This is a genomic window from Tenacibaculum sp. 190524A05c, from assembly GCF_964036595.1.
GTDB lineage: Bacteria > Bacteroidota > Bacteroidia > Flavobacteriales > Flavobacteriaceae > Polaribacter > Polaribacter platacis.
Map to the genome: position 1 here is coordinate 479,222 of NZ_OZ038523.1, position 17,781 is coordinate 497,002.

The window sequence follows — 17,781 nt, forward strand, 5'->3', positions numbered from 1 at the left end:
TAAAAATAGGAATATTTTAGCTACTAGAACTTTCATTTTATAAGAAACTTATATGTAACTTTAATGTAATTATGTTTTGTGTATTAGTTTGAATTTTTAATTTTACCTTCTGGGAACAATATGAAAATGAATTTATACGATGCTTTAAAAAAGTTCTTTGGTTTTAATCAATTCAAAGGACTTCAAGAGGATGTGGTAAAAAGCATTTTAGACGATAAGAATACGTTCGTTATAATGCCAACCGGAGGAGGTAAGTCTTTATGCTACCAATTGCCAGCTTTAATGAAGGAAGGTACAGCAATTGTAGTATCCCCACTTATTGCCTTAATGAAGAATCAGGTAGATGCCATTAGAGGTATATCTGAAACTCATGGGATTGCTCATGTGTTAAACTCATCCCTGAATAAATCTGAGATAGCTCAGGTAAAATCTGATATTTCCACAGGTGTTACAAAATTACTTTATGTAGCTCCAGAATCTTTGATTAAAGAAGAATATGTTGATTTTTTAAAACAACAGAAAATTTCTTTTGTAGCTATTGATGAAGCTCACTGTATCTCAGAATGGGGACATGATTTTAGACCAGAGTACAGAAACTTAAGAAACATTATCAAACAAATTGATAATGTTCCCGTAATTGGTCTTACTGCCACAGCTACCGAAAAGGTACAGGAAGACATTTTGAAAACATTAGGTATGACAGACGCTAATGTATTTAAAGCGTCATTTAATCGACCTAATTTATTTTACGAAGTACGTCCTAAGACTAAAGAGGTCGAGAAAGATATTATACGATTTATAAAACAGCGAGAAGGTAAGTCTGGTATTATTTATTGTTTAAGTAGAAAGAAAGTAGAAGAAATAGCACAGGTTCTTCAGGTAAATGGAGTAAATGCACTTCCTTATCATGCTGGTTTTGATGCTAAAACAAGAGCGAAACATCAAGATATGTTCTTAATGGAAGATTGTGACGTAGTTGTTGCAACAATTGCATTCGGAATGGGAATTGATAAACCAGATGTGCGTTATGTAATTCACCATGATATACCAAAAAGTTTAGAGAGTTACTATCAAGAAACAGGTAGAGCTGGGAGAGATGGAGGAGAAGGGCATTGTTTAACTTTCTATGCTTATAAGGATATTGAGAAGTTAGAAAAGTTTATGGCTAATAAACCAGTTGCAGAACAAGAGGTTGGTCATGCTTTACTACAAGAAGTTGTGGGTTATGCCGAAACTTCTATGAACCGAAGAAAGTATATTTTACATTATTTCGGTGAGGAGTTTGATGAAGTGAATGGAGAAGGTGCGGATATGGATGACAATATGCGTAATCCTAAGAAAAAACACGAAGCAAAAGAAGAAGTAGCTACAGTTTTAAAAGTAATAAAAGAAACGAACGAGATGTACAAAGCAAAAGATATTGTAAGTACACTTGTGGGTAAAGAAAATGCACTTTTAAAATCTCATAAAACTACGGATCAACCATTTTTTGGAGTAGGAAAAGATAAAACTTCAAGTTATTGGATGGCGTTAATTCGTCAAATTCTTGTAGTTGACTTAATTCGCAAAGAAATTGAGCAATACGGAGTTATTAAAATAACTAAAGAAGGGAAAGAGTATTTAGAAAATCCGCAGTCATTTATGATGACTGAAGATCATGAATATAAGAGAGGTGATGATGGATCTATAATTACAAATGCAAAAGCTAATAACGCAGGAACAGATCAAAGATTAGTCGGAATTTTAAAGGATTTACGTAAACAAGTTGGTAAGAAGCTTGGAGTACCTCCTTTTGCAGTTTTTCAAGATCCTTCTATTAATGATATGGCTTTAAAATATCCAATTACGTTAGATGAATTAGCTACAGTTCATGGAGTTGGAGAAGGAAAAGCAAAAAAATACGGTAAAGATTTTATTAGTGTTATTTCGCAGTACGTAGAGGATAACGATATAATACGACCAGATGATTTAGTAGTTAAAAGTACTGGAGTTAATTCTGGATTAAAACTGTACATTATTCAGAATACAGATAGAAAATTGCCATTAGATGATATTGCAAAATCGAAAGGTTTAGAAATGAATGAGCTGATTAAAGAAATGGAGGCCATTGTATTTTCTGGAACTAAGTTGAATATTGATTATGCAATTGAAGATCTTTTGGATGAAGATCAGCAAGAAGAAATTTATGATTATTTCATGGAAGCAGAAACTGATAAGATTCAAGAAGCATTAGATGAATTTGATGGAGATTATGACGATGAAGAGTTACGTCTAATGAGAATCAAGTTTACAAGCGACGTAGCAAATTAAAAATATAATTTGATGAACGATAAAGTCACAACATATATTGTGAATCAAGAAAAATGGGCGCAAGAATTACAACTTTTGCGCTCTTTTTTGTTAGAATTAGATTTAGTAGAAGATATAAAATGGGGAATGCCTGCATATATCTATAAAAACAAGAATATCATCGGTATTTCTGCGTTTAAAAATTATTTCGGAATGTGGTTTCATCAAGGTGTTTTCCTAAAAGATGAAAAGAAGCTTTTAATAAATGCTCAAGAAGGAAAAACAAAGGCAATGCGTCAGTGGAGATTTAATTCTATTGATGAGTTGGATAAAAAAACGCTACAGGAATATGTTTTAGAAGCTATGAAGAATGTTGAGCTAGGTAAAGAAATCAAGCCTCAGAGAAATAAAAAACCTCTTATAATTCCTCCTCAGTTGCTAGCTGTTCTAGATAATAATAACCAACTCAAAGAAAAGTTTGAATCACTTTCATTAACCAAAAAACGTGAGTTTACAGAATATATATCTGAAGCAAAAAGAGAAGCTACAAAAGAAAGTAGATTACAAAAGATTATACCTATGATTCAATCGGGTATAGGCTTAAATGATAAATATAGAAAGTAAGGTTATTATTTAACGTACACCTTATCTATTGTTGAAGTACTATCGCAGCGAATTACATATAAATCTAGTTTTTCACTAGTAACATAATACTCAGCACAAGGTTTTAAACGAGGTTTACTTTTCCCAAAGTTAACATCTCCCTTTTTTAAAATATAAGATATTTGAGCAGTGTCAATTTTATGAAGTTCAATCGTTTTAATTGCATCTTCTGAGAATAATCTTTTCTTGATTCGTATACTCTTTAAAGTACGAGCGTCCATTCCGTAATCAAAAGTTACTTTTTTGTTTTTCCAGAAGAAAGAAACAGCTAAAGTTCCTAAGGCTACGCCAATCATATAAAATCCAACTCTCTTTAATAATTGCATGGTTCAAATTTAGACCGCAAAAATACTTAAAAAAGTAGAAATTTATAAAATCAAAAGGTTAATATCTCTATAAGGAAGATCAAACCAATCTGCAACCGTTCTATTTGTGAGCACACCATGATAAAAATACATACCATTTCGTAAGCTTTTATCAAATCTAGCAGCATTTTCAAAACCACCTTCTTCAGCAATATTTAATAAATATGGAGTTAAAATATTACTTATAGAAACAGATGCAGTTCTTGAATACCTAGAAGGAATATTAGGTACGCAATAATGAATTACATCATGTCGTAGAAAAGTAGGTTTACTATGCGTTGTAACTTCAGAAGTTTCAAAACATCCACCACGATCGATACAAACATCAACAATAACTGAACCTGCTTTCATTTGCTCAATCATTACTTCTGTTACAATAATAGGTGATCTGTCAATACCTCGAATAGCACCAATAGCAACATCACAGCGCATTAATGCTTTTAGTAATGATTTAGGTTGAACAGTTGAAGTATAAATTGGTCCTGGTACAGCTTCTTGTAAACGTCTTAATTTTGTAATAGAATTATCAAAAACCTTAATTCTTGCTCCTAAACCAATTGCAGCTTTTGCCGCACATTTACCAACAGTTCCTGCTCCTAAAATAACAACATCTGTTGGAGGAACTCCACTAATATTTCCGAGTAATAAACCATTACCACCACCTACAGTTGTCATATGTTCAGCAGCAATATGCATAGCTGCAGCACCAGCAATTTCACTTAATGATTTTAAGATAGGAAAAACTCCATCTTCATCTTTAATATAATCATATGCGATTGCAGTTATTCGCTTTTTGGCTAAAGCTTTAAAATATTGTTTATCCTGAGTTTTTAATTGTAAAGCAGAAATCAAAAAAGCTTGAGGATTCATTAATTTAATTTCATCCAAAGATGGCGGTTCCACTTTTACAATTAAATTACAACTGAATACTTCCTTAATATCATAAGATATTTTCGCTCCAGCTTCCGAATATTCTTTATCTGAATAATTAGCGCCTTCTCCAGCAGAAGTTTCTACTACAACTCGATGTCCGTGTGCAACTAAGGCAGCAACAGCATCAGGTGTAAGACTTATCCTTTTTTCTTCAAAATGTGTTTCTTTAGGTAAGCCAATAAATAATTCACCTTTTTGCTTTTTAATTTCAAGCATTTCAGGTTGCGGTAGTAATTGTTCTTTGGTAAAAGGAGATAAGCCCATTAATTTTATTTCAGTTGAATATTTCTTTGATTATCGGAGTTTAACTCGATATGGATGTTAACAGAATTTAAAGGTAATAAATTTTTAATATTCTGAGGCCATTCAACTAAACACCAATTGTCATTATAGAAATAATCTTCAATCCCCATATCTAAAGCTTCTTCTTCATCTTTTATTCTATAAAAATCAAAATGATAAACTGTTTCGTTTTTATCCGTAACATATTCATTTACCAAAGAGAAAGTAGGGGAGCTAATCGTGTCTTGAACACCCAAAATAGAACAGATTTCTTTAATAAGAGTAGTTTTACCAACTCCCATTTCTCCATTAAATAATAGAATCTTATGTTTTGAAGAAGCAATAACTTCCTGAGCAATTTCTCGTAATTGATCTAAAGAATAATCCTTATTCATAAAAAACACGCTTATTTTGTATTATATACGGCGCAAGGTATAATAATTTCTTCTAAAGAAATACCTCCGTGTTGATACGTATTTTTATAATATTTTACGAAATGATTGTAATTATTTGGGTATGCAAAGAATAAATCTTCTTTGGCAAATATAAACGGACTGTTAATTGTTATGCTTGGTAAGAAAATATCCTTTGGATTTTTAACTGCGTACACATCTTTGTCTTCATAAGAAAGACTTCTACCTGTTTTATATCTTAGGTTCGCACTAATATTTTTGTCACCAATTACTTTGGTTGGGTTATTACAGTTAATTGTTCCGTGATCGGTTGTAATGATTAATTTTTGACCTAATTCTTTTGCCTTTTGAATAATTGAAAGTAAAGGTGAGTTTTTGAACCAGCTCACTGTTAGTGATCGATACGCTTTATCATCACCAACTAATTCTTTAATTACTTCCATTTCGGTTTTAGCATGAGAAAGCATATCCACGAAGTTGTATACAACAACAGTTAAGTCGTTTTGTTTAGTTCCGTTATAGTTTTCTTCTAAATCTTTTCCATTCTTTAAAGACGTTATTTTGTAGTATTCATGCTTAAGGTTTAAGTTCATTCGTTTGATTTGTTCAGATAAGAACTCAGCTTCGAATAAATTTTTACCTCCTTCATCGGTATCATTCTTCCAGTAGTTAGGATAACGTTTCTCCATTTCAGAAGGCATTAAACCAGAAAAGATTGCATTTCTTGCATATTGAGTCGCTGTAGGAAGAATACTATAAAAAGAATATTCATTTTCCTTTTTGTAGAACTCGTTAATGTAAGGTTCTAAAACTCTAAATTGATCGTATCTTAAGTTATCAATAACTACCCATAAAGTTCCATTTTCCTTATCAATATTAGGTGCAACATAATCCTTAAATAATGTATGAGACATTGTTGGTTTATCTTCACTCGTTAACCAATCTTGGTAGTTCTTTTTTATAAACTTAAAAAACTGAGAGTTTGCTTCAGACTTTTGGCTTTCCAAAATTTCAAGCATACCAGAATCATTAATATCCTCAAGTTCTAATTCCCAATGAACAAGTCTTTTGTATAAGTCTACCCATTCTTCATAAGTATTTACCATAGATAAATCCATGGCAATTTTCCTGAATTCTTGTTGATAGTTGTGCGTAGTCTTTTCAGAAACAAGTCTAGAATGATCTAAATTTTTCTTTAGACTTAACAATATTTGGTTTGGATTAACAGGTTTTATTAAGTAATCCGCAATTTTAGAACCAATCGCTTCTTCCATTATAAACTCTTCTTCACTTTTGGTAATCATTACCACTGGAAGATTAGGCTGTTTTTGTTTGATTTGATTTAATGTTTCTAGTCCAGAAATTCCTGGCATATTTTCATCTAAAAAAACGATGTCAAAACTAGCGTCATTAACTAGGTCTACTGCATCTGCGCCATTGGTACAAGTTTCAATATTGTAGTTTTTCTGTTCTAAAAAAAGTATATGTGGTTTTAATAAATCGATTTCGTCATCGACCCAAAGGATGTCTATTTTTCTCATATGATTCAGTTACTAAAAATCAACGAATAAAAAATTCGTTTAGTGTAAAAGAACAAAAAATTAGCCTCTTATTTTCTAAAGAAAATATTAAAGTTAGCCATATCTGTTCGTTTGCTCTAAAATAAATCAAACAAACTTAAAAAGCCTTTTTTTATTTAATTACTTTTGCTTTAAGTAAATATCATAAAAAAATACGATTGACGACCTCTAAAACGAATAAACTTAAAATTCTAAATGATCCTATTTATGGATTAGTTTCAATACCAAATTCTTTAATTTTTGATATCATTGAGCATCGCTATTTTCAGCGATTACGTAGAGTAACACAAATGGGTTTAACCAATTTGGTTTATCCTGGTGCAAATCATACTCGATTTCATCATGCCATTGGTTGCATGCATTTGATGCAGAAGGCCATTCAAATTTTAAGAACAAAAAATGTTGCTATTTCAGAAGATGAAGCAACTGCACTAAGTATTGCAATTTTGTTACATGATATCGGTCACGGAGCTTTTTCTCATGCTCTGGAATATAGTATAGTTAATGGTATTACTCATGAAGAGATTTCTTTAAAGTTTATGAAGAAATTAAATGAGGAGTTTGATGGACAATTAAGTTTAGCTATTGAAATTTTTGAAGGAAAGTATAAACGAAAGTTTTTCAGTCAATTGATATCAAGTCAACTTGATGTTGATCGATTAGATTATTTGAAGAGAGATAGTTTCTATACCGGAGTTACTGAAGGAAATATTTCCTCAGATAGATTAATAACAATGATGAATGTAAAGGATGATGAACTTGTTATTGAACGAAAAGGAATATACTCTGTGGAGAAGTTTTTAATAGCAAGAAGGTTAATGTACTGGCAAGTATATTTACATAAAACATCGTTATCAGCAGAAACACTTTTGGTTAAAGTTTTACAACGAGCGAAAGAGTTAGCTAAGCAAGGAATAGAGTTAGCATCTACAGAATCTTTAAAGTACTTCTTATATAAAACAATAACAGAGGAGAATTTTAATGATGAAGCATTGGAGGTTTTTTCAAGATTAGACGATTATGATGTATTTACATCAATAAAACAATGGTGTTTTCACGAAGACTTTGTGCTTTCAAGGCTTTCTAAGATGATAATTGAAAGAAAGTTATTTGGAATAGAGTTACAGGATAAACCATTTTCTGAGAAAAAAATCAATAAATTAAAAAGCCAATTAAAAGAAGCATTTGATATTCCAGAAGAGTATATAGATTATTTTATCTTTTTAGATACGGCATCAAATCAAGCGTATAATATTGAAAAGCCGATAAAAATATTAAATAAGAAAGGTAAAGTAAAAGACATAGTAAAAGCTTCAGACCATCTTAACTTAAAGAGTTTATCTAAACCAGTAGTGAAATATTACTGCTGTTATCCTAAGAATTTTTAGTACACTATTTTATCAATAGTAACCTTAAACAAAAAAAATAATTACTTTTGCAGGTAATGAAATTCACAGCAAAACAGATAGCAGAGATCTTACAAGGAGAAGTAGTAGGAAACCAGGAGGAGTTAGTATCTAAATTATCTAAAATAGAAGAAGGCGAAAAAGGTTCTTTAACATTTTTAGCTAATCCTAAGTATAATTCATATATATATACTACAAAGGCTTCTATTACAATAGTAAATAAGAGTTTTATTCCTGAGAAGGAAATAGAAACCACTTTAATTAAAGTAGAAGATGCATACAAATCGTTTTCTACCTTATTGGAGTATTACAATCAGGTTAAGAATAATAAAGTAGGTAGAGAAGAACCACATTATATATCAAAAACTGCCAATATTGGTAGTAATGAATATATTGGTGCTTTCTCTTATATCGGTGAGAATGTAGTAGTCGGAGAAAATGTAAAAATTTATCCTAATTCTTATATCGGAGATAATGTAACTATTGGAGACAACTGTGTGATTTTTGCAGGCGTTAAAATTTATTCAGAAACCGTAATTGGAAAGAATTGTAAGATTCATTCAGGAAGTATTATCGGATCTGATGGTTTTGGTTTCGCTCCTGATGAAAACGGCGAATATAAGGCAGTTCCTCAAACAGGAAACGTAATTATTGAAGACAATGTAGATATTGGTTCTAATTCAACTATAGATAGAGCTACTTTAGGTTCAACTATTATTAGAAAAGGTGTAAAGTTGGATAATCAAATTCAAATTGCACATAATGTTGAAGTAGGAAAAAATACTGTTATTGCTTCTCAATCTGGAATTGCTGGATCAACTAAGGTTGGTGAGAATTGTATGATTGGTGGTCAAGTAGGAATTGTAGGACATATTTCTATTGGAAATAATGTTAAGATTCAGGCACAATCTGGAATTGGAAGAAATTTGAAAGATGGAGATGTAGTTCAAGGTTCACCAGCATTTGGATATTCTGATTGGAATAAATCATATGTCCATTTTAAAAATTTACCGAAAACAATAACAACACTAAATAGAATAGAGAAGGAATTGAATTCTCTTAAAAACCGAAATGAGTAAGAAACAAAACACTATTAAAAATGAAATTACATTATCAGGTGTAGGATTGCACACTGGTAACGAAGTTGTAATGACATTTAAACCGGCACCTATAAATCATGGTTTCGCGTTCAAACGTGTAGATTTAGAAGGACAGCCAATTATTGAAGCCAAAGCTGAGTATGTAACAGATACTCAACGTGGAACTAATATGGAGAAAAATGGAGTTCAAATTAACACTTCAGAACACGTATTAGCCGCAGCAGTTGGATTGAACATTGACAACTTATTAATTGAAATAAACGCATCTGAACCACCAATTATGGATGGTTCTTCTAAGTTTTTTATAGAAGCTCTAGAAAAAGCTGGTATTGAAGAACAAGATGCAGAAATTGAAGAATATATTGTAAAAGAAATCATCTCTTATAAAGATGAAACAACTGGTAGTGAAATTATTTTAATGCCTTCTGATGAATACCAAGTAACAACAATGGTTGACTTTGGTACTAAGGTATTAGGAACTCAGAATGCTACTCTAAATTCAATATCTGAATTCAAAGAAGAAATTTCTAAAGCAAGAACATTTAGTTTCTTACATGAAATTGAAATGCTTTTAGAGCATAATTTAATTAAAGGAGGAGACTTAAATAATGCAATTGTATATGTTGATAAGGAATTATCAGAAAGTACAACAGAGAAGCTTAAAAAGGCTTTTAAGAAAGATGATATTAAAATAAAACCTAATGGAATTTTAGATAACCTAGAATTACATTGGGCAAATGAAGCAGCAAGACATAAATTATTAGATGTAATTGGGGATTTAGCTTTAGTTGGAACTCGTATTAGAGGGAAAGTAATTGCAAATAAACCAGGACATTTAGTAAATACTACTTTTGCTAAAAAGTTGGCGAAAATCATTAAAAAGGAAAAAAGAAATAACGTTCCTACATATGATTTGAATCAACCACCATTAATGGACATTCATCAAATTATGGATGTACTTCCTCACAGACCTCCATTTTTATTAGTAGATCGAATTTTAGAGCTTACTGATAAGCATGTTGTTGGTATGAAGAATGTAACTATGAATGAAGATTTCTTCGTAGGACATTTCCCTGGAGCTCCTGTAATGCCTGGAGTATTACAAATTGAAGCAATGGCACAAGCAGGTGGAGTATTGGTGTTAAAGTCAGTTCCAGATCCTGAGAACTACCTAACGTATTTCATGAAGATTGATAAAGTGAAGTTCAAACAAAAGGTTTTACCTGGAGATACGTTAATATTTAAAAGTGAATTAATAACGCCAATTAGAAGAGGTATTGCACACATGCAAGCTTATGCTTATGCAAATGGAAAACTTGTTGCAGAAGCAGAATTAATGGCGCAAATAAGTAAAGTAAAATAGTATGAATCAACCCCTAGCTTACGTACATCCACAAGCAAAAATTGCTCGAAATGTAGTAATTGAACCGTTTACAACAATTCATGCTAATGTAGAAATTGGTTCTGGTACATGGATAGGATCTAACGTAACTATTATGGAAGGTGCTAAAATTGGAGAAAATTGTAGAATTTTTCCAGGTGCCGTAATTTCTGCCATTCCTCAAGATTTAAAGTTTAATGATGAGGAAACAGTAGTAGAAATTGGTAATAATGTTACGATTAGAGAATGTGTTACTATAAATAGAGGTACTTCAGACAGACATAAAACGGTTATTGGAGATAATTGTTTAATTATGGCGTATTGTCATATTGCTCATGACTGTATTGTGGGAAGTAATTGTATTTTTTCTAATAATTCTACTTTAGCAGGACATGTTACTATTGGAGATAACGTAGTATTAGCAGGAATGGTAGCAGTGCATCAGTTCGCATCAGTTGGTAATCATGCATTTGTAACTGGTGGTTCATTAGTTAGAAAGGATGTTCCTCCATATGTAAAAGCAGCAAGAGAACCTTTATCTTATGTAGGAATTAACTCTATTGGATTACGTAGAAGAGGTTTTACAACCGAAAAAATCAGAGAAATTCAAGATATTTACAGAATATTATTCCAGAAGAACTACAATAATTCGCAAGCAATTGCAATTATTGAAGCAGAAATGGAAGCAACCTCAGAGAGAGATGAAATCGTTCAGTTTATAAAAGACTCTCACCGAGGAATAATGAAAGGATATTACAAGACAAATTAATCAATAAAAAATGGCATCAACTTCAGATATTAAAAAAGGGCTATGTATTAAGTACAACAGCGATATTTTTAAAATTATAGAATTTTTACACGTAAAACCAGGGAAAGGTCCTGCTTTTGTAAGAACAAAACTTAAAAGTGTAACAACAGGAAAGGTAATTGATAATACGTTTTCTGCTGGACACAAAATTGAGGATGTTCGTGTAGAAACACATAAATTTCAATATTTATACGCAGAAGGAGATGATTTACACTTCATGAATACAGATGATTATAACCAAATTACACTTCAAAGAAAAGTTGTAGATGGATCTGAATTTATGAAAGAAGGAGAAGTTGTAACAATCTTAATTAATACAGAAGACGGTTTACCTTTGTCAGTTGAAATGCCTTCTCACGTAATTTTAGAAGTTACACATACAGAACCTGGTGTAAAAGGAAATACAGCTACTAACGCTACAAAACCAGCAACAGTTGAAACTGGAGCAAGAGTAAATGTTCCTTTATTTATAAATGAAGGAGATAAAATAAAAATTGATACAGAAAAAGGATCTTATTCAGAAAGAATTAAAGCATAACCTTTTTAAAATAATGAATCCCGCTAAAGCGGGATTTTTTCTGTCATGAAATTTAAACAAACACAAACATTACAAGGAATAGCTGATTTATTAAGTTTAAACTATGTAGGTGATCCAAATTTTGAAATTACTGGTTTAAATGAAATTCATGTTGTTCAAAAAGGAGAAATTGTTTTTGTAGATCATCCGAAGTATTATGACAAAGCTTTGGAATCTAACGCAACCACAGTTCTTATAAACAAAGAAGTTAATTGTCCCGAAGGTAAAACGTTATTAATCTCTGATGATCCATTTAGAGATTTTAATAAGTTAACAAAGCATTTCAATCCGTTTATAGCTTCAAAAGAGAGTATTTCAGAGTCTTCAATTATTGGAGAGAATACCATAATTCAGCCTAATGTATTTATTGGAGAAAATGTGAAAATTGGTAAAAACTGTATTATTCATGCCAATGTCTCGATTAATAATGATTGTATTATTGGAGATAATGTTACTATTCATTCCAATACGGTTCTTGGAAGTAATGCATTTTACTATAAGAAAAGACCAGAAGGATTTGATCCATTAGTATCTGGTGGTAGAGTGGTTATTGAAGATAATGTAGATTTAGGAGCTTCTTGTACAATTGATAGAGGAGTTACTGGTGATACTACTATTGGGCAAGGAACTAAAATTGATAATCAAGTTCATGTAGGTCATGATACCTTAATTGGAAAGAAATGTTTGATTGCCGCCCAAACAGGAATCGCAGGTTGTACAGTAATTGAAGATGAGGTTACAATTTGGGGGCAAGTAGGAGTTGTGAGCGGTTTAAGAATAGAAAAAGGCACAGTTTTAATGGCACAAACAGGTGTTATGAAATCATTGAAAAAAGGTGTTTATTTCGGAACTCCACAAAGAGAATATCGCCAAACCATGCGAGAATTAATATATTTAAAAAACGAAGTAAATAAAGATAAAAAGTAACGGAAATTTAATTGGTAATACTCAATTAAAAAACTATTTTTGCTACACTTAAATTAAAAATGAACCAATGAGCGTTTTAGTAAATAAAGATTCAAAAATTATTGTACAAGGTTTTACAGGAAGTGAAGGTACTTTCCATGCTGGTCAAATGATCGATTATGGTACCAACATTGTTGGTGGTGTAACACCTGGTAAAGGAGGACAAGAACATTTAGGTAAGCCTGTATTTAATACTGTTGATGAAGCAGTGCAAAAAGCAGGAGCAGATACATCTATTATTTTTGTACCACCAGCATTTGCTGCTGATGCAATTATGGAATCTGCTGAAGCTGGAATTAAAGTAATCATTTGTATTACTGAAGGAATTCCTACTGCAGATATGGTAAAAGTGAAATCTTATATTGATGCTAAAGAAGATTGTACTTTAGTTGGACCTAACTGTCCAGGAGTAATTACTCCAGAAGAAGCTAAAGTTGGAATTATGCCAGGTTTTATCTTTAAGAAAGGTAAAGTAGGTATTGTATCTAAATCAGGAACATTAACTTACGAAGCTGCTGATCAAGTTGTAAAGCAAGGTTACGGAGTTACTACAGCAATCGGAATTGGAGGAGATCCTATCATTGGAACTACAACTAAAGAAGCTGTAGAGTTATTAATGAACGATGACGAAACTGAAGCTATCGTAATGATTGGTGAAATTGGAGGTCAGTTAGAAGCAGAGGCTGCTCGTTGGATTAAAGCTGATGGTAACCGTAAGCCAGTTGTTGGATTCATCGCTGGACAAACTGCACCTGCTGGAAGAACAATGGGACACGCTGGAGCTATCGTTGGTGGAGCTGATGATACTGCACAAGCAAAAATGAAAATTTTAGCTGAAAACGGAGTTCACGTTGTAGAATCTCCTGCTAAAATTGGAGAAATGGTTGCTAAGGTTTTAGGATAAGCCATTAAAATTTTCAGATAATATAAATTCCCGTTTTTTAGCGGGAATTCTTTTTATATTTACAAACAACTAATTAAATAGAATGAAACTTTTAGAAAACAAAACAGCTATTGTTACTGGTGCTACTAGAGGAATTGGTAGAGGTATAGCAGTAGAATTTGCAAAGCAAGGTGCTAATGTGGCTTTTACGTACAGTTCATCTGTGGATGCAGCTAAAGCTTTAGAAAATGAATTAATTGAGTTAGGTGTAAAAGCTAAAGGATATCAATCAAACGCAGCTGATTTTGATGCTGCTCAGGAATTAGCTAAAACTGTTTTAGAAGAATTTGGCACAATCGACGTATTAGTTAATAATGCCGGAATTACTAAAGATAACTTGTTAATGCGTATTTCTGAAGACGATTTTGATAAGGTTATTCAAGTAAACTTAAAGTCGGTTTTTAACTTAACGAAAGCTGTAATTAGACCAATGATGAAGCAACGTAAAGGTTCTATCATCAATATGAGTTCTGTAGTTGGTTTAAAAGGAAATGCTGGACAAGCAAATTATGCAGCTTCTAAAGCAGGAATTTTAGGATTTTCAAAGTCAGTAGCTTTAGAGTTAGGATCTAGAAATATTCGTAGTAACGTAGTTGCTCCAGGATTTATAGAAACTGAAATGACAGCTAAATTAGATGAGAAAGTAGTTGAAGGATGGAGAAATGAAATTCCTTTAAAAAGAGGAGGAACACCTGAAGATATTGCTAATGCATGCGTGTTTTTAGCTTCTGATATGAGTGCTTATATCACTGGACAAACATTATCTGTTGACGGTGGTATGTTAACTTAATCATTGGATTTATTACAATATAAAAACGCACTATCATTGATAGTGCGTTTTTTATTTATACTGCTTTTACTTTTAAAAACTTACTCTGAAACTAGCATTTGGCGTTACTCGTAAAGAAGTATTCTCTATTTGATTAATTACGTTATTATCTAGATCAAAATAAGTGTTTAATATGTTTCTTTTGTCTAATACACTCCATACAGAAACTCCGGCTGCGGCATTTGCTTTTCCAATTTTAAATTGATATTGAAGAGAAGCATCAAATCTAATATAATCAGCTAATCTAGAGCTGTTTGGGTTATCAAAATTAATAGTTCTAATAATTGTGTTATCAGACTGTAAAGGCTTTGTAAAAGGACGTCCTGTGTGCCAATTTAGACCTAAAGCTAGCTTTATATCATTATAGGTATAATTTGCAGCCAAATTAATAACACTTCTAACATCAACATTATTAGGAAAGCTTTCTGCATTATTCAAACTAGCAAAATCATAATTATTAACATTATAACTATAGCTTAACCAGGTATTAAAGTTTTTAAAACGCTGATTAATTAAAAAATCGAATCCTTTAACATTGTAGTTTCCAATATCGTTTACAAATTGAAATTGATTTTGGAATCCTTGACTTCTAGCACTTATATCATTTACATTTTTAATGTAAAATTCTCCACTTATAAGTAGATTGTTCTTCTTGTAAAACACACCTAAACTAGCTTGTTTGCTCGTTATAATCGGAATATCCTTTTCATCAGATAAAACCCAACGACGTTTTTCAATCCCTAAGAAATCTTCTTGTAAATCAATTATTTGTGATACAGATTGACTTTTTAATTCTCCTGTAGCTAATAAACTAAAGTTATTTAAGAACTTATAATTAAATGTAATTCTAGGTTCTATTAAGAATCGATTAAACTTCTCAAAATAATTCAATCGCGCACCAGCTTTTAATTGAATTCTATCTGTTGTATAATCAAATTGACCATAAGCAGAATGGGAGAGAAGCACTTGTTTAATATATCGTCTAAATTCCGGATTATCAACATCCTCTAAGTTACTAATAGCAACTTGCGAGAATTGGTAACCAGATAGAAAGGAAACAGATTCATTGTAATTATAACAAGCATCAATTTTTAATCCATTGTCCTGAACAACATTCTCCTGAATTAAATTCTGACTATTTAAAATGTCAGCATTAGTCGATGATAAATCGTAATGCGTAAAATATTTTTGAGCACTAATTTTAAAATCATCATGAATTTGTTTTTCATAGGTTATTCCTGTAGTAAAACTTTGTTGATTCAAATTACTTTCTAACTCTAAATCTCCAGTAGATCCCGTTAATTTTTGATCGTAAGATAACTCATTTTCAATATTTAAGAATACTAATTTTAATTTGTCATCTCTACTAATATCCCAAATAAACTTCGAATATATATCGTGGAAACTAAACCTTTCATCTTTTACCAAAACGCTATTATTGTTGAGTAAAGCACTTAAGTCAGAATCCTGAAAAGCTCTTTTAAAATATTGGTTATAGGTTGGAGTATTAATAAAATCTGTAATTGATCTTCGGGCGGCTAACTGTAATTCCGTAGTTTCTGATATGGGAATTCTAGTTAAAAAATCAGCACTAATCATATTTAAACCAAACTGTGTTTTGGTTCCAGTACTAACTTCATCAGGTAATTTCATGTCAATTACACTAGAAATACTTTCTCCATATTTAGAACTACTTCCACTTTTAGATAAGTTAATATCATAATCTAAATATGGGTTAAATGCAGAGATTAATCCAAAAAAGTGCCCAGATTTATACATTCTTATTCCATCAAAAAGAATAAGATTTTGATCATGAGTTCCGCCTCGAACATTGATATTTGAGATACTTTCATCTACTGTGATAACGCCCGGAAAAGAGTTGATAATTTGCAGAACATCAGGTTCAATTAATCCTGGTAAAATCCCGAGTTTATCTGTTTCTAAATCAATAGATCCGTCACTATTTTTTGAAATTCCAGATGTTAAATATCCTTGAACCAAAACTTCATCTAAAGGCTCAAATTCGGAATAACTTGACTTTGATTTTAGTTTTGTCTTTTGCTTTTTACGAATTACAATCAACGAGCCATTCAAAATTTCGAATTGTAGGCTCGTTTTTTGCTGTAATTGCGTTATAACTTCTGAGAGTGTTAGAGAATCATCAGGAACTGTAATGAATTGATTTTTAACAGAATTGTCTGCATATGAAAAACTAACATTAAACTTCTTTTGTAAAATTTCTAAGACCTCTCTAAGAGGTTTTTTCTCTTGATTCGAATCTTGAGAATAAATAGAAAAGAAGTTGAATGTTAGTAAATAAATTAAGAAAAATAACCTATTTCGTATGTTCACTTTTTAAAATAATAGCGTTTTCGTTTTGTTCAAAAACTATATTGAAAGGTAAAGTTAATGTCTTTAATGCAATATCAATATCGTTATGAACAAATTTTCCTGTGAATAATAAAGATGTATCTACATTTTCAGTGGTTACTTTTACATTGTATTGTCTCTCAAATTCTTGAATTACATTACTGTAAGGTTCACTAATAAACGTACTTTCGTTGTTAATCCAAGTAGGTGATACGTTTTCGAATTTTTTTCGAGTAACAACTCCTGATCTGAAGTAATCTCCAGGAGCTAGTCTTTCTTCTTTATTATTATAAGTTACAAGCACAGATCCTTCATAACAGGTAACTTCAAAACTATTATTTCTATTTTTTACGTTAAACTCTGTTCCTAAAACACTTACAGTACCAGAATTGGTAACAACATCAAATTTAGAACCTTTAGCCACTTTAAAAAATGCTTCTCCTTTTAGTTTCACCTGTCTTTTATTACTCCAACTTTTTTTATTGTAAGTAATTGAAGAAGATGCATTTACAGTTACCATAGAATTATCAGGTAATGTTGTATTTACCTTATTTGCTGCAATAGCGTTAACTGTTGTATCTGTGTTATTTAGAAAGTAAAGTAAGCTCAATCCAATTACAAATACTGCTGCAATTTTACTCATTACATTAAATGAGATTAACTTACTCTTTTTAGTTTTCTTTTGTTCAAGAATATGTTCTAAAACTCCATCTGATTTATAATCAGGAGCCTTAAATTGTTTTAATTTATCTGATAATTGAACCAATTCATTATAATCCTCGAGAGCTTCAAAAGCTTTTTGCTCTTCGGGATTCAAATTGTTATCCAACCACTTTTTTATTAATTCTGCTTTTTCCATACTACTAATACTCATAT

General features: G+C 31.4%; 16 protein-coding genes. 10 read left to right on the forward strand and 6 right to left on the reverse strand.

Annotated elements, in window-relative coordinates:
* The first annotated feature begins 126 nt into the window (after positions 1-126).
* Both ABNT61_RS02155 and ABNT61_RS02160 read left to right on the forward strand, forming a co-directional pair.
* Complete coding sequence (locus ABNT61_RS02155; RefSeq protein WP_348744662.1) at positions 127-2,310, forward strand: RecQ family ATP-dependent DNA helicase; 2,184 nt, start codon at positions 127-129, stop codon at positions 2,308-2,310.
* A 12-nt stretch (positions 2,311-2,322) separates the two neighbouring features.
* Entirely contained in the window at positions 2,323-2,913 is a 591-nt protein-coding gene (locus ABNT61_RS02160) for a YdeI/OmpD-associated family protein (protein WP_348744663.1), read from the forward strand.
* Positions 2,914-2,918: 5 nt separating this feature from the next.
* Here ABNT61_RS02160 and ABNT61_RS02165 read toward each other — a convergent pair whose 3' ends face one another.
* Genes ABNT61_RS02165 through ABNT61_RS02180 form a run of 4 tightly spaced genes read right to left on the reverse strand, consistent with a single transcriptional unit; the run spans position 2,919 to position 6,486 of the window.
* Positions 2,919-3,278 (reverse strand): DUF4258 domain-containing protein, encoded by a 360-nt coding sequence (locus ABNT61_RS02165; protein WP_348744664.1) that lies wholly within the window; start codon positions 3,276-3,278, stop codon positions 2,919-2,921.
* 42 nt (positions 3,279-3,320) lie between these two features.
* Positions 3,321-4,514 carry an alanine dehydrogenase gene (locus tag ABNT61_RS02170; RefSeq protein ID WP_348711761.1) on the reverse strand — a complete coding sequence of 398 codons (1,194 nt, stop codon included), beginning with the start codon at positions 4,512-4,514 and terminating at the stop codon, positions 3,321-3,323.
* Between the two features lie 5 nt (positions 4,515-4,519).
* The gene (gene tsaE, locus ABNT61_RS02175; protein WP_348711763.1) at positions 4,520-4,927 is read right to left on the reverse strand and encodes a tRNA (adenosine(37)-N6)-threonylcarbamoyltransferase complex ATPase subunit type 1 TsaE; all 408 of its coding nucleotides are present in this window, start codon (positions 4,925-4,927) and stop codon (positions 4,520-4,522) included.
* A gap of 11 nt (positions 4,928-4,938) precedes the next feature.
* On the reverse strand, positions 4,939-6,486 hold the full coding sequence (locus ABNT61_RS02180) for a response regulator (protein WP_348725605.1): 1,548 nt from the start codon (positions 6,484-6,486) through the stop codon (positions 4,939-4,941).
* A gap of 197 nt (positions 6,487-6,683) precedes the next feature.
* On the opposite strand from ABNT61_RS02180, the gene ABNT61_RS02185 reads away from it, so the two are divergent.
* From ABNT61_RS02185 to fabG, 8 genes are all read left to right on the forward strand, one after another.
* Positions 6,684-7,913, forward strand: a complete 1,230-nt coding sequence (locus ABNT61_RS02185) for an HD domain-containing protein (RefSeq protein ID WP_348725603.1) — start codon at positions 6,684-6,686, stop codon at positions 7,911-7,913.
* Between the two features lie 56 nt (positions 7,914-7,969).
* Positions 7,970-9,010: a UDP-3-O-(3-hydroxymyristoyl)glucosamine N-acyltransferase gene (lpxD, locus tag ABNT61_RS02190; RefSeq protein ID WP_348741774.1), complete on the forward strand. Its 1,041-nt coding sequence runs from the start codon at positions 7,970-7,972 to the stop codon at positions 9,008-9,010.
* Positions 9,003-10,394: a bifunctional UDP-3-O-[3-hydroxymyristoyl] N-acetylglucosamine deacetylase/3-hydroxyacyl-ACP dehydratase gene (locus tag ABNT61_RS02195; RefSeq protein ID WP_348744665.1), complete on the forward strand. Its 1,392-nt coding sequence runs from the start codon at positions 9,003-9,005 to the stop codon at positions 10,392-10,394. The genes lpxD and ABNT61_RS02195 overlap by 8 nt, the downstream gene beginning before the upstream one ends.
* 1 nt (position 10,395) lies before the next feature.
* Complete coding sequence (gene lpxA, locus ABNT61_RS02200; RefSeq protein WP_348711771.1) at positions 10,396-11,181, forward strand: acyl-ACP--UDP-N-acetylglucosamine O-acyltransferase; 786 nt, start codon at positions 10,396-10,398, stop codon at positions 11,179-11,181.
* 10 nt (positions 11,182-11,191) lie between these two features.
* Positions 11,192-11,758 carry an elongation factor P gene (gene efp / locus ABNT61_RS02205; RefSeq protein WP_348711773.1) on the forward strand — a complete coding sequence of 189 codons (567 nt, stop codon included), beginning with the start codon at positions 11,192-11,194 and terminating at the stop codon, positions 11,756-11,758.
* Between the two features lie 45 nt (positions 11,759-11,803).
* A complete protein-coding gene (locus tag ABNT61_RS02210) occupies positions 11,804-12,724 on the forward strand; it encodes a UDP-3-O-(3-hydroxymyristoyl)glucosamine N-acyltransferase (RefSeq protein ID WP_348744666.1) in 921 nt (306 codons plus the stop codon).
* Positions 12,725-12,791: 67 nt separating this feature from the next.
* Entirely contained in the window at positions 12,792-13,667 is an 876-nt protein-coding gene (gene sucD, locus ABNT61_RS02215; RefSeq protein WP_348711776.1) for a succinate--CoA ligase subunit alpha, read from the forward strand.
* An 82-nt stretch (positions 13,668-13,749) separates the two neighbouring features.
* Entirely contained in the window at positions 13,750-14,496 is a 747-nt protein-coding gene (fabG, locus tag ABNT61_RS02220) for a 3-oxoacyl-[acyl-carrier-protein] reductase (RefSeq protein WP_348711778.1), read from the forward strand.
* Between the two features lie 72 nt (positions 14,497-14,568).
* On the opposite strand, the gene ABNT61_RS02225 is transcribed toward fabG, so the two are convergent.
* Entirely contained in the window at positions 14,569-16,887 is a 2,319-nt protein-coding gene (locus tag ABNT61_RS02225) for a TonB-dependent receptor plug domain-containing protein (RefSeq protein WP_348744667.1), read from the reverse strand.
* Positions 16,871-17,779 (reverse strand): FecR family protein, encoded by a 909-nt coding sequence (locus tag ABNT61_RS02230; RefSeq protein ID WP_348744668.1) that lies wholly within the window; start codon positions 17,777-17,779, stop codon positions 16,871-16,873. Before ABNT61_RS02230 ends, ABNT61_RS02225 begins: the two co-directional genes overlap by 17 nt.
* Positions 17,780-17,781: the final 2 nt, after the last annotated feature.